This is a genomic window from Kocuria salina (genome assembly GCF_013368965.1).
GTDB classification, from domain to species: Bacteria; Actinomycetota; Actinomycetes; order Actinomycetales; family Micrococcaceae; genus Kocuria; species Kocuria rosea.
The window spans coordinates 199,674-211,733 of the sequence record NZ_SSSF01000004.1; the positions used below are offsets into that span (position 1 = coordinate 199,674).

The window sequence follows — 12,060 nt, forward strand, 5'->3', positions numbered from 1 at the left end:
CCCACGGCGTGACCCGCGCGCAGGCCGTGGGGTGGGCGGGTCAGGGCGTGGTGATGGCTGCTGCGACGGCCTTGCCCAGCTCCTCGGTGGTGGACCTGCCGCCCATGTCGGGAGTCAGGGCCTGGGGCCCGCCGGCCAGCACCTCTTCCATGGCGGTGGTGACGGCGGCGGCGGCGTCGGCTTCGCCGAGGTGGTCCAGCATCATGGCGGCGGCCCAGATCTGTCCGACGGGGTTGGCGATGCCCTTGCCGGCGATGTCGGGGGCGGAGCCGTGGACGGGTTCGAAGAGGCTGGGGTGCTTGCGTTCGGGGTTGATGTTGCCGCTGGGGGCGATGCCGATGGTTCCGGTGCAGGCCGGTCCGAGGTCGGAGAGGATGTCGCCGAAGAGGTTGCTGGCCACGACAACGTCGAACCAGTCGGGGTGCATGACGAAGTTCGCGGTGAGGATGTCGATGTGGTACTTGTCCACGTCGATGTCGGGGTAGGCGGCGGCCATGGCTTCCACGCGCTCGTCCCAGTACGGCATGGTGATGGAGATGCCGTTGCTCTTCGTCGCCGAGGTCAGGTGCTTCTTGGGGCGGGTCCGGGCCAGGTCGAAGGCGTACTTGAGGATCCGGTCGACACCGGTGCGGGTCATCACGGTCTCCTGCATCACGGTTTCCCGCTCGGTGCCGTCGAACAGTCTCCCGCCGATGCTGGAGTACTCGCCTTCGGTGTTCTCGCGGACGACATAGAAGTCGACATCTCCGGGTGTACGGCCGGCCAGCGGGCTGGGGACCCCGGCCAGGAGCTTGACCGGGCGCAGGCTGACGTACTGGTCGAAGTGGCGGCGGAACTGCAGGAGGCTTCCCCACAGCGAGACGTGGTCGGGGACGACCTCGGGCCAGCCGACGGCCCCGAAGAACATGGCGTCGAACTGGTTGAGCTGGTCGAACCACCCGTCGGGCAGCATCTTGCCGTGCTGGGAGTAGTAGGCCGCCGAGGCGAAGTCGAAGTGCTCGAACTCGAGATTCAGCTCGAAGGCGGCGGCGACCGTGTCCAGGACGCGCAGTCCTTCGGGCACGACCTCGGTGCCGATTCCGTCGCCGGGGATGACCGCAATGCGGTGGGTGTTCGACATCAGGATCTGTTCCTTGATCTGTGCTGGTGACGTTGCAGGGTTGACGGTGGGGCTCAGCGGTCCACCGGGTGGGCCGGTTCGCGGCCGGCGAGGACGTCGATGACGGCCTGGGCTGCGGCCAGCCCGGCGCGCGCGCGTGCTTCGACGGTCTGGCCGGCGAGGTGGGAGGTGATGATGACGTTCTCCAGGGCCCGCAGCGGGCTGTCCTGGGGGAGCGGTTCGGTCTCGAGCACGTCCAGGGCGGCGGCGGCGATGCTGCCGTCGCGCAGGGCGGCGGCCAGGACGTTCTCGTCCACCAAGGAGCCGCGGGCGGTGTTGACCAGCACCGCGGTCGGCTTCATCGCCTGCAGCCGGGGGGCGTCGATGAGCCGCCGGGCGCTCTTGCCGGCCCGGGTGTGCAGGGACAGGTAGTCCGCGGTGGCGACGACGGTGTCGAGATCGGCGAACTCCACCGACGAATCGTCCGGGTCCGGGTGAGAGGTGGTGACCAACACGGTCATGCCCAGGGCGATCCCGAGCCGGGCGGTGGCCCTGCCGCTGGGCCCGTAGCCGATGATGCCCAGGGTGGCGCCCCGGAGCTCGTGGCCGGCGTCGCGGGGCCATCGGCCGGCCCGGACGGCAGTGGTGACGTCGGCCAGGCGGCGGGCGGTCATGATGATCAGCCCGATGGTCAGCTCGGCCACGGAGTGGTGGTTGGTGCCCGGGGCGTTGCACACCCGGATGCCGGCGGCGGTGGCGGCTGCGACGTCGATGGAGTCGTAGCCGACGCCGCTGCGGGCCAGGACCTTGAGACGGTCCGCGCCGGTGAGCATGTCGGCGGTGACCGGTTCGCTGGCCAGGACGGCCCCGTCGACGCCGTCGAACAACGCCACCCGATCGCTGGGGTGCCGGGCCCCGGTGGAGGGGGAGTAGACGGGTTCGTGGCCGTGCCGGCGCAGGAGCCGGTCCACGTCGTCGCCGGGGACGAGGTAGTCGGTGGTGATCAGGATGCGTCCCACGATCGGGTGTCCTCCATGTGTGGTGTGGTGAGTGGTGTCTCGGTCATTCTCGGGGCGGTGCCCTCGGGCGGGGAAGCTCGAGTGCGCCGTCCCGATCCCCTCGTCCATCCGGGCCGTGCTCCACCCCCGTCGGTCAGGGTCTCTTCCAGCACCGCAGGACTCCCGGCGACCTCGGCGCCCGGGGTGCCGGGCGCCGAGGTCGTGGAGGACAGCATCACCGGGCGCTTTCTGCGCAGCCGTCGCGCAGCGGCCGTGCGTGTGCGGGGGCGGACGGGTGGGTCACTGGAAGGCCGCCGGTGTTGACATCAGGTCGATGCCCCACAGGGTCGGCAGGACGTAGAGCATCGCGGCGACGATGAGCAGGAGCGCGGCGATGTTGAGCCAGAAGCCGGTCTTGACCATTTCCATGATGGTCACCTTCCCGGTGCCGAACAGGATCGCGTTCGGGGGTGTGCCCACGGGGAGCATGAAGGCGCAGTTGGCGGCCATGGCGCAGGGCACCATCAGGGCGTAGGGGTGGACGCCCCGGGGCGATCGCGAACGCCGCCATGACCGGCAGGATCATGGTCGCGGTCGCCGCGTTCGAGGTGATCTCGGTCATGAACAGCACCAGGGCGGTGGCGAGCAGGATGATGAGGACGATGTTGACCCCGTCGAGGGCGCGCAGCTGCTCGCCGATCCATCCCGACAGGCCGGTCTCGACGAATCCTGCTGCGATGGCCAGGCCTCCGCCGAAGAGGAGGAGGATCCCCCACGGGATCTTCTTCGAGTCCTCCCACTGCATGATGCGCTTCTCGTCGGCACGGCGGGTGGGCAGGGTGAACAGGACCACGGTGGCGATGATCGCGATGATGCCGTCGCTGATGCCCGGGAGCACGTCCTCCCAGATGAAGGAGCGGGTCACCCACAGGAAGGCCACGCCCAGGAAGACCGCGAGCACGGCCTTCTCCTCGTGCGACATCGCGCCCAGTGCCTTCTTCTCACTGCGGATCAGTTCTGCACCGCCGGGAAGGTGCTTGAACCGCACCTTGAACGAGACGTTGGTGAGAAAGAACCAGGTGAAGGCCAGCAGGAGAATGACGATGGGAACCCCGAACATCATCCACTGGCCGAACGAGATGGTCTCCCCGAACAGTTCCCCGGTCGTCGCGGCGAGAATCGCCAGCGGTGGGGTGCCGATGAGAGTGCCGAGACCGCCGATGGTCGCCGCGTAGCCGATGCCGAAGACGATGGACTTCTCGAACTTCGGCAGTTCGGCTGCGTGCTCCCCACCGCGCAGCGTGTGGGCCGCCTGGTACACCACGGCCAGACCGACGGGGATCATCATCATCGTGGCGGCGGTGTTGGAGACCCACATCGACAGGAAGGCGGTGGCGACCATGAAACCGAGCACGATGCGCTTCGGACTCGTGCCGATCGCCGAGACGATCGAGAGGGCGATGCGCTGGTGGAGGTTCCACTTCTCCATCGCGATCGCCAGGGTGAAGCCTCCGATGAACAAGAAGATGATGTCGTTGCCGTAGGCGGAGACGACCGCGTCGCCCTCCAGGGCCCCGGTCAACGGCAGGAGCACCACGGGCAGCAAGGAGGTCACCGGGATCGGGATCGCCTCGGTGATCCACCAGGTCGCCACCCACAGGGTGACGGCGAGGACCGCCTGCCCTTCCGGGGAGAGCCCTTCCGGGTTGAAGAACAGCATGGCTGCCACGAACAGTGCCGGGCCGAGGAACAGACCGGTGAGGCGCGCGGGCGTGTAGCCAGGCCCTGGGTTTCCGGGGCTCTGCGGCGATCCGGGACCCTTCGTCGCGTCCTGGGCCGGCGCCGGGCTGGTCTTGTCCTCGTCGGCGGCCGTCGGGGTGTGCCCCACCGACTGCCTGATTCTCGACAAGGTCAGGAGACGCTTGGTCTCTCGGTGCGAGGTCCACAGATTTCCCCATAGGGAATTCAAGGCAGATGTTGCCATGGCAGCACTTTCTGGGTTGGTTGACTCAGCAGGGTCGACTGCAGGAACACGGTGCGGATGTCGCATGGGTCGACATCGGTCGCGAACCACTGGAGGGTTGCGGGCGCTCTGCAGGAGGAGAAGAGCTGACGAGCTCGGTCGTGGGACCGGTACCCCTGGGCAGCAGTCACACAGAGGACTTGTTGGTGCGCCATTGATGGGGTGAAGCGATGGTGCCGTGATCGGCAGTTCCCGTCTCCGGGATCAGGCCGGGAACTGCCGATCTCGAGGTGATCAGTGGTGCAGAGCGCTCAGGACCTTGTAGAACTCGGCCTTGCCTTCCAGGCCGATGCCGGGGAGGTCACCGGGGGCCACGCGGCTGTTGACGACGACGGCGTCGTCGGTGAAGCCGCCGGTGGGCTGGAACTCCCCCGGGTAGGACTCGTTGCCGCCCAGCTTCAGGGCCGCGGCGATGTGCAGGGAGAACTGGTGACCGCCGTGGGGGATGCACCGGCGGGAGGACCAGCCGTGCTGGGCGAGCATGTCCAGCACGCGGCGGTACTCGGTCAGCCCGTAGCTCAGTGCGGGGTCGACCTGGATGTAGTCGCGGTCCGGGCGCATGCCGCCGTAGCGGATGAGGTTGCGGGCGTCGTGGACCGAGAACAGGTTCTCGCCGGTGGCGATCGGGTTGGTGTAGTGCTCCGACAGGGCCGCGTTGAGGGCGTAGTCCAGCGGGTCGCCGACCTCCTCGTACCAGAACAGGCCGTACTGGTCGATGGCCTTGCCGTACTCCAGAGCCGTCTGCAGGTCGAACCTGCCGTTGACGTCCACCGCCAGGCGGGACCCGTCACCGCCCAGGCACTCCAGGACCGCCTCGATGCGGGTGAGGTCATCTGCCAGGTCGGTGCCGCCGATCTTCATCTTCACCACGTCGTAGCCGGCGTCGAGGAATCCGCGCATCTCGTGCTGCAGGTCCTGCAGGGTCTTGCCCGGGGCGTAGTAGCCGCCGGCGGCGTAGACGAAGACGTCCTGGTCCGGGTCGCCGTCACCGTAGTGGTCGGAGATCCAGCGGTAGAGCGGGACCCCGGCGATCTTGGCGGCCAGGTCGTGCAGGGCCATGTCCACCACGCCCACGGCGACTGAGCGCTCCCCGTGGCCACCGGGCTTCTCGTTGCTCATCATCAGATCCCAGGCCTTCCCCGGGGAGAGCTCGCCGTGCTCGTCCAGGAGGTCCTCGGTCGGGGCGTTGAGCACGCGCGGGAGCATCCGCTCCTTCAGGATGCCCGTGGCGTTGTACCGGCCGTTGGAGTTGAAGCCGTAGCCGACCAGGGGCTTGCCGTCGACGACCACGTCACTGACCAGCGCGAGGACGGTGCAGTCCATCTTGCTGAAGTCGATGTACGCGTTGCGCATCGAGGAGCTGATCGGAATGGTGTCGACGTGGGCGGAGACGATTCTCATGGTCCTCTTCCTGACGGTAGATATCTTATAAGACGCTTATAAGATGTGCAGGACACTACACTGGGCGTGATGCAGGGCACAACCCCTGTGGAGAAGAACCCGGGAGCGATGCGGCCATGAGCACTACGAAGGTTTCCTCGAGCAAGGGGGCGATCGCCTACACCGAGCTGCGCCGCCGGATCCTCTCCGGCGATCTGGCCCCGGGGTCACGCCTGTCGCAGTACGACCTGGCCGAGGAGATGGGCATGAGCATCACGCCCCTGCGCGAGGCGGTGCGGCAGCTGGCCAGCGAGGACTGGGTGGAGGTGGACACCCACCGCGACGTGAGGGTGGCGCCGATGAGCGCCTCCGAAGCGCGCCAGCTCCTGGAGGTGCGTCTCTCCCTGGAGCCCTCCGCCACCGAGCTGGCCGCCCTCCGGCGCACCGACCGGGAGGTCGCCGTGATGCGGGCCGCGGCCGAGAAGCTCCTGCCCGTCACCCGCACCTGGGGTGAGGACGCCGTGACCGCCCACCGGGCGTTCCACCGGGCGATCTACCTCGCCTCGCACAACACCGTGATGATCCGGCTGCTGGACGATCTGTGGGACAAGTCCGACCGGTACCGGCGGATCGGACTGGAGCTCCCCGCCGGCGACGAGCCGCGCACCATCGACCTCAACCAGCACCACCGGCTCCTTGAGCTGGTGATCGCCGGAGATGGGCCTGCCGCTGCCGACCTGGCCCGCGCTCACATCCTCAACAGCCTCACGGCCTCTGTCACCGGCGCGCTGGAAGCCCGCGAGAGCGGCCCGCTCCAGCTGTCGTACCGCTCCTACGCCGGCTGATCCAGGCGTGGAAGGCCGTGGGGATCGGAGAGCCGTTTTCAGCATGATGTCTGGTCTGCCGGAGATGCTTGTGGTTAGGGTGAGGTGTGGTCGAGCAGCTGGCCCGCAGTGTGCCGCTGTCGATGGAGGAAGCTCCTGTGGACCACACCGTGCTCGTGCCGGCCGAGGCCGCCCGCCGCGATGAACCCTCTGCCGAGGCGACTCCGGGCCGCCTCCGCAGGACCGCTCCCATGTCCGGCCTCTTGGCCGATGCCCGGTATGTCCTGCCGCTGAAGTGGTCCGACGACACCGGCCTGGACGAACTCGCCCACTACCTGGCCGAGGTCGTCACGTGGATGCCCGTCACCGTCGTCGACGGTTCCGCCGAGAAGCTCTTCGCAGCTCATCGCACGGCGCTGCCGGAGACGGTCGAGCACGTGCGCCCCGATCGGTGGCAGGGGGCCAACGGCAAGGTGGCGGGGGTGATGACCGGTGTCCGCCGGGCGGCCGAGGAACGGATCGTGGTGGCCGACGACGACGTGCGCCACACCCGGGGCACCCTGGAGCGCATCGTGGGGCTGCTGGGGGAGGCCGAGGTGGTCCGCCCGCAGGACTACTATCTGCAACTTCCCTGGCAGGCCCGCTGGGACACCGGACGAACCCTGCTCAACCGGGCTCTGGGCGGGGACTGGCCCGGCACCCTGGGCGTGCGCCGGTCGGCCCTGCTGGACGCGGGAGGCTACGACGGCTACGTCCTGTTCGAGAACCTCGAGCTCGTGCGCACCGTGCGGGCGGCCGGTGGGAGAGAGATCGTGGCCCTGGACGTGCTGGTGGGGAGGATGCCGCCCACCGTGTCCCACTTCCTCGGCCAGCGCGTCCGTCAGGCCTACGACGACTTCGCCCAACCCGCCCGTCTGCTCGCCGAGCTGTCGCTGCTGCCCCTGCTGGGCTGGGCGGTGCGGCGACCGGGGCGGTGCGCGGCCGGAGCCCTGGCCGTGTGCGGGGTGGCCGAGTTCGGCCGACGCCGGCACGGGGGAGCAGCGGTCTACCCGGGGGGCACGGTGCTGTGGGTTCCGCTGTGGGTGCTGGAGCGGTCGGTGTGCGTGTGGGCGGCCGTGGTCGTCCGGGCGCGCGGCGGGGTGTCCTACGCGGGGTCCCGGCTGCGCACCGCCGGGCACTCCCGAGCCGCCCTGCGCCGGCGCCTGCGCGGCCCGAGCAAGGACTGGCTGCTGGTCGACGCCGGCACCGGACGGGTGAGGGGGCGGCGGTGAGCGTGGGGACGGGGCCGGCGGGTGCGGGTCCGGCCGTCGAGATCGCCGAGGACGACCTGTACGGGCTGATCGCGACCCTGACCCACAACGACTGGCAGCCCTCGGGCGGGAGCCTGCGGATCAACGTGGTCTACCGCGGCCACGCGGTGGCCGACCGGGACCTGGACACCAGTCTCTTCCGGCTCCGGGGCACCTCGAGCGAGCAGATCGAGCCCCGCATCCTGCGGAACTTCCGCAAGTACGCCGCCCGGGACACCTCCCCGGGGGACTCCGACTGGAACTGGCTGTCCGTCGCCCAGCACCACGGGCTGCCCACGAGACTGCTGGACCGGTCGAACTCGCCCTACGTGGCCCTGCACTTCGCCACCGCGGACCCGCGCTGCTACGACCTCCCCGGAGCGGTGTGGTGCGTGGCCTACTCGGCGGTGCACGATCTGCTGCCGGCACCGCTGCGCGAGGAGATCACCGCGCACGCGGCGGGCCTGTTCACCACCGACATGCTGGGGCGGGTCGCGTACAGCATGGCCGACTTCGACCGGTTCCGGGACCAGCACGGGCGGGCGGTGCCGCTGTTCTTCGAACCCCCGTCGCTGGACGAGCGGATCGTGAACCAGGCCGCGGTGTTCTCCGCCATGTCCGCGGCCACGGCGTCCTTGCACGAATGGCTGGGCGAGCACCCCGACCTCTGCCGGAAGGTCGTCATCCCGGCGGGTCTGAAGTGGCGGATCCGCGACCACCTCGACCAGGCGAACATGACCGAGCGCGCCCTCTTCCCCGGCCTCGACGGACTGTCCCGCTGGCTGACCCGCTACTACGGGCCGCGCCCGGAGCAGGGCGCCTGGGCGGAGCCGGCCTCACCGGCGATGGGCGACGTGCCGGAGCCGCTCCCGGGCTCAGCCCCGGCCGGCTGAGGGTGGACTTCTCGACCGGGCCCTGGGGTGGGGTCCCGTCGCCGGACCGGTGAGAAGCGGCTCCCCGCCCGTGGTGGGGAGCCGCTTCTCGTTGTTCCGTGGGAGCGAACGGTGTCCGCCGGTGGGCCTCAGGTGCGGGCCCTGTCGGCGGCTATTCCTTCTTGAGCTTGTCCTGGATGCTGCCGGCGGCCTTCTCCATGATGTTGGGCTGTTCGGTGGTGCCGTAGAACCGGGCGTCCGGGTGGGTGGGAGGCGGCATCGGCACCCCCGCCATGGGCTGGTCCTGGTAGCCGAACTGCCCGTTGCCGTCCGGCGTCGGCCCGGAGGCCCAGGACCCCTCCGCGGCGGCCGCGCCGTCGGAGAAGTTGTAGTAGTCGTAGGAGAACTCGGTGGCCTCCTTGGACTGCGGGAAGTTGGAGGGCACCGGCATCTGCTCCAGCCCGTCGGCCTGGAGCTCCTTCACCGCGGCCATCCACTGGTTCTGGTGCATGGTGTCCCTAGCCAGCAGGAAGGACAGCATGTCCCGGATCCCCTTGTCGTCGGTCATGTGGTAGAGCCGGGCGACCTGGGTGCGGCCCTGCATCTCCGCGTTGACGTTGGCGGTCATGTCCGCCAGGAGGTTCCCGGAAGCAGTCACGTAGGACCCGGACCAGGGGTTGCCCATCGAGTCCACCGGACGGGCTCCGGCCCCGGCGACGATCGCGTGCTGCAGGTCGGTGCCGCCGATCACCGCAGCCACCGCCGGGTCGGACTGCACGGCGTCCTCGGTGATGCCCAGCGGGGCCTTCTCGAGCAGCTGGGCGACCATCGTGGCGAGCATCTCGATGTGGCCGAACTCCTCGGCGGCGGTGCCGAAGAGCAGATCCCGGTACTTGCCCGGGATGTGGGCGTTCCAGGCCTGGAAGCTGTACTGCATGGCCACGGTGATCTCCCCGTACTGCCCGCCGATCACCTCCTGGAGCTTGCGCGCGTACACCGCGTCCGGGGCCTCCGGGGTGGACTTGTACTGGAGCTTCTGCTGGTGCAAGAACATGCTGACCTCCGTCATCGACTGCTGTGGCCGGCGGTGACCGGGCACTCCGCGCCCGTGATTCCCGGCTCTGATCTCTACGCTAGTGATCCGGCCCCCAGAAGGGAAGCTTGCTTACTGAATGAACGAGGCATCAGATGAGCTGAGGCCGGGCGCTCGGGGACGTCCCGCCCCGGGGTCTGCGGGCGGTGCGGGGTGGGAGCGGTGTGGGCCCGTGGGTGGGCAGGCCGTTGGGGATCAGCAGTTCGACCGGGCTGACCCCCTGCAGGGTGTCGTCGTGGTCGATCGCCCAGCGCAACAGGTCCAGGGCGTTCGGCTCCACGTGGCCGGCGGCGGCGAGATCAACACTGACGGTCACCGGGGGGATCAGCGACCGGGCACGGCGCACCAGCGGATACAGGACGTGCTGGTTGGCCTCGGTCAAACACCCGGTGACGATCAGTCGCACATAGGCGCCGTCCAGGTCGATCTGGACGAGGACGGAGAGCTTGTGGTCCATGAGAGCATCCTTCGTCGCATGCAATCTGTCTCATGGCCACCTTCTGGACCACTCCCCACGGTACTCGCCTCGTTGCACGTGGGCCAGGGATCTGCTGAATTCGTACCGTCAGCTCGTGCGCCCCTCGTGCTGGAGCAGTTCCCCGTCCGCTCCCGCGGGCCGGGGCACGACAACCCGGCCGCGAGCATCTAAAGTGGACAGTGTGCTGATCATCGGGGGAGTTCGGTGAGCAGCGCGTGCACCGTCCGGACCACTCGACCACGAAGGGACCACGCCATGAGCCAGCCAGAGCAGCAGCAGGAGGTCCCCGGCGTCCAGGCCGCGATGACCCCCGTCCCGGACTGCGGCGAGCACAGCTACCGCGGCTCCGGCAAGCTCGCGGGCAAGGCGGCCATCATCACCGGCGGGGACAGCGGCATCGGCCGTGCCGCTGCGATCGCCTACGCCCGCGAGGGCGCCGACGTCCTGATCGCCTACCTCGAGGAGGACGACGACGCCCAGGACACCGCCCGCTGGATCGAGGAGGCCGGGCGTCGCGCCGTCCTGGTCCGCGGAGACCTCTCGGACCCGGCCCACTGCCGGGCTGTCGTCGAGAGGGCCGTGCAGGAGTTCGGCCGGATCGACGTGCTGGTCTCCAATGCCGCCTACCAGATGAGCCGCGACAGCCTCGACGAGATCAGCGACGAGGAGTGGGACTACACGTTCCGGCTCAACATCGGCGCCATGTTCCACCTCACCAAGGCCGCCGTGCCCCACATGCCTCCGGGGTCGTCGATCATCGGCAGCTCCTCGGTGCAGTCCGACCAGCCGTCCCCGCAGCTTGCGCCCTACGCGGCCACCAAGGCGGCGATCGCGAACTTCTCCGCCGGGCTCGCGCAGATGCTGGGCGAGAAGGGCATCCGGGTGAACAGCGTGGCCCCGGGCCCGATCTGGACGCCGCTGATCCCGGCGACCATGCCCGCGGAGAAGGTGGGGGCCTTCGGCGACGACGTCCCTCTGGGCCGCGCCGGCCAGCCCGCCGAGCTCGCGCCCGTCTACGTGCTGCTGGCCTCGGACGACGGCAGCTACATCTCCGGCTCGCGGGTCGCCGTCACCGGTGGCAAGCCCATCCTCTGAGCCCGGATCCTCCGCTCGCGAGACCGGCGAGGCGCTTCACCCCGGCGGAAGGACAGGGTTTCCGCCCGGGGTGGGGGCGGGGCTGATCACTCGTCGTCCACGATCTCGCGGGCAGTGTCCTCGATGTCGTGTCCGCTCTGTCGGGCGTGGCCCACGGCGTTCTGTGCCTGGCCTTCGGCCTGCAGGTCTGGTTTGTCGGTGGCGGCGCCGATCTTGTCCTTGGCGGCACCGGCAGCCTTGTCCGCGGCGGCACCGGCCTTGTCCCTGAGTCCCACAGGTGCTCCCTTCTCCCGGTCAGGGGGCCTCCTCGGCCCGGACGCCTGGTCGGGGGACGTCGCTGACGCTTCGGGGCCGTCCAAGTGTCCGGGCCCAGTCGGGCATCTTCCGGAACCGGTCCTCAGTACTGGTCGAAGGAGATGAGTTCCACGAGTTCTCCGACGCGCTCCTCGGGCATGGACCGGGCGATGTCCGCCTGGCTGAGCATCCCGACGAGGTCGTGGCCGTCGATCACCGGCAGCCGCCGCACCTGGTGCTCGCTCATCGTCTTGATCGCCTCCTCCACGCTGTCGTCGGCGCCGATCGTGACCGGTTTGCCCTCGGCCAGCTGACCGGCCTTCACGGCCCTGGGGTCGGTGCCGATCGCCAGGCACTTGATGACGATGTCGCGGTCCGTGACCATGCCCATGAGCCGGTCGTGCTCCCCGCAGATCGGCAGCGCGCCGACGCCGAGGTCTTTCATCTTCCGGGCGGCTTCCTCCAGGGTCTCGTTCTCCCCGATGCACTCGGCGCCGCCGGTCATGATCTCGCGTGCCGTGGTCATAGCTGATCCTCCTTCGAGGTGGAAAGTGACTCGAGCACCGGTGCGCTCAGGTTGCGTGTGCCTGTGACGACCCGTGCGCCCGGGCGGTG

At 69.3% G+C, this 12,060-nt stretch carries 12 protein-coding genes; 4 read left to right on the forward strand and 8 right to left on the reverse strand.

The window, feature by feature from the left end; genetic code table 11:
- Positions 1–40: 40 nt before the first annotated feature.
- The 4 genes from E7Z53_RS10040 to E7Z53_RS10055 form a co-directional block, all read right to left on the reverse strand.
- Entirely contained in the window at positions 41–1,120 is a 1,080-nt protein-coding gene (locus E7Z53_RS10040; protein ID WP_017832850.1) for a tartrate dehydrogenase, read from the reverse strand.
- Between the two features lie 53 nt (positions 1,121–1,173).
- On the reverse strand, positions 1,174–2,118 hold the full coding sequence (locus tag E7Z53_RS10045; protein ID WP_176337692.1) for a phosphoglycerate dehydrogenase: 945 nt from the start codon (positions 2,116–2,118) through the stop codon (positions 1,174–1,176).
- Positions 2,119–2,332: 214 nt separating this feature from the next.
- The gene (locus E7Z53_RS10050; protein WP_217905640.1) at positions 2,333–4,081 is read right to left on the reverse strand and encodes an SLC13 family permease; all 1,749 of its coding nucleotides are present in this window, start codon (positions 4,079–4,081) and stop codon (positions 2,333–2,335) included.
- A 273-nt stretch (positions 4,082–4,354) separates the two neighbouring features.
- Positions 4,355–5,521, reverse strand: a complete 1,167-nt coding sequence (locus E7Z53_RS10055) for a mandelate racemase/muconate lactonizing enzyme family protein (RefSeq protein WP_136341068.1) — start codon at positions 5,519–5,521, stop codon at positions 4,355–4,357.
- A gap of 116 nt (positions 5,522–5,637) precedes the next feature.
- Here E7Z53_RS10055 and E7Z53_RS10060 point away from each other — a divergent pair, with 116 nt between their 5' ends.
- The 3 genes from E7Z53_RS10060 (at position 5,638) to E7Z53_RS10070 (ending at position 8,506) form a co-directional block, all read left to right on the forward strand.
- Entirely contained in the window at positions 5,638–6,345 is a 708-nt protein-coding gene (locus tag E7Z53_RS10060) for a GntR family transcriptional regulator (RefSeq protein ID WP_035923995.1), read from the forward strand.
- 230 nt (positions 6,346–6,575) lie between these two features.
- Complete coding sequence (locus E7Z53_RS10065; protein WP_255219518.1) at positions 6,576–7,595, forward strand: glycosyltransferase; 1,020 nt, start codon at positions 6,576–6,578, stop codon at positions 7,593–7,595.
- Positions 7,592–8,506 carry an FRG domain-containing protein gene (locus tag E7Z53_RS10070; RefSeq protein WP_369597968.1) on the forward strand — a complete coding sequence of 305 codons (915 nt, stop codon included), beginning with the start codon at positions 7,592–7,594 and terminating at the stop codon, positions 8,504–8,506. The genes E7Z53_RS10065 and E7Z53_RS10070 overlap by 4 nt, the downstream gene beginning before the upstream one ends.
- 151 nt (positions 8,507–8,657) lie before the next feature.
- Here E7Z53_RS10070 and E7Z53_RS10075 read toward each other — a convergent pair whose 3' ends face one another.
- Both E7Z53_RS10075 and E7Z53_RS10080 read right to left on the reverse strand, forming a co-directional pair.
- The gene (locus tag E7Z53_RS10075) at positions 8,658–9,539 is read right to left on the reverse strand and encodes a manganese catalase family protein (protein WP_035924112.1); all 882 of its coding nucleotides are present in this window, start codon (positions 9,537–9,539) and stop codon (positions 8,658–8,660) included.
- A gap of 130 nt (positions 9,540–9,669) precedes the next feature.
- Positions 9,670–10,035 carry a hypothetical protein gene (locus E7Z53_RS10080; protein WP_052132724.1) on the reverse strand — a complete coding sequence of 122 codons (366 nt, stop codon included), beginning with the start codon at positions 10,033–10,035 and terminating at the stop codon, positions 9,670–9,672.
- Positions 10,036–10,311: 276 nt separating this feature from the next.
- Here E7Z53_RS10080 and E7Z53_RS10085 point away from each other — a divergent pair, with 276 nt between their 5' ends.
- On the forward strand, positions 10,312–11,151 hold the full coding sequence (locus tag E7Z53_RS10085; RefSeq protein ID WP_035923994.1) for an SDR family oxidoreductase: 840 nt from the start codon (positions 10,312–10,314) through the stop codon (positions 11,149–11,151).
- A gap of 86 nt (positions 11,152–11,237) precedes the next feature.
- Here E7Z53_RS10085 and E7Z53_RS10090 read toward each other — a convergent pair whose 3' ends face one another.
- On the reverse strand, positions 11,238–11,426 hold the full coding sequence (locus E7Z53_RS10090; RefSeq protein WP_035923993.1) for a CsbD family protein: 189 nt from the start codon (positions 11,424–11,426) through the stop codon (positions 11,238–11,240).
- A 122-nt stretch (positions 11,427–11,548) separates the two neighbouring features.
- Positions 11,549–11,971 (reverse strand): CBS domain-containing protein, encoded by a 423-nt coding sequence (locus E7Z53_RS10095; protein WP_035923992.1) that lies wholly within the window; start codon positions 11,969–11,971, stop codon positions 11,549–11,551.
- Positions 11,972–12,060: the final 89 nt, after the last annotated feature.

Bases quoted from the DNA above. Each gene is read 5' to 3' on its own strand.
- E7Z53_RS10050 (WP_217905640.1), bottom strand. From the start codon at position 4,081: ATGGCAACATCTGCCTTGAATTCCCTATGGGGAAATCTGTGGACCTCG.
- E7Z53_RS10060 (WP_035923995.1), top strand. From the start codon at position 5,638: ATGAGCACTACGAAGGTTTCCTCGAGCAAGGGGGCGATCGCCTACACC.
- E7Z53_RS10080 (WP_052132724.1), bottom strand. From the start codon at position 10,035: ATGGACCACAAGCTCTCCGTCCTCGTCCAGATCGACCTGGACGGCGCC.
- E7Z53_RS10085 (WP_035923994.1), top strand. From the start codon at position 10,312: ATGAGCCAGCCAGAGCAGCAGCAGGAGGTCCCCGGCGTCCAGGCCGCG.
- E7Z53_RS10095 (WP_035923992.1), bottom strand. From the start codon at position 11,971: ATGACCACGGCACGCGAGATCATGACCGGCGGCGCCGAGTGCATCGGG.
- E7Z53_RS10065 (WP_255219518.1), top strand. From the start codon at position 6,576: ATGTCCGGCCTCTTGGCCGATGCCCGGTATGTCCTGCCGCTGAAGTGG.
- E7Z53_RS10040 (WP_017832850.1), bottom strand. From the start codon at position 1,120: ATGTCGAACACCCACCGCATTGCGGTCATCCCCGGCGACGGAATCGGC.
- E7Z53_RS10055 (WP_136341068.1), bottom strand. From the start codon at position 5,521: ATGAGAATCGTCTCCGCCCACGTCGACACCATTCCGATCAGCTCCTCG.
- E7Z53_RS10075 (WP_035924112.1), bottom strand. From the start codon at position 9,539: ATGTTCTTGCACCAGCAGAAGCTCCAGTACAAGTCCACCCCGGAGGCC.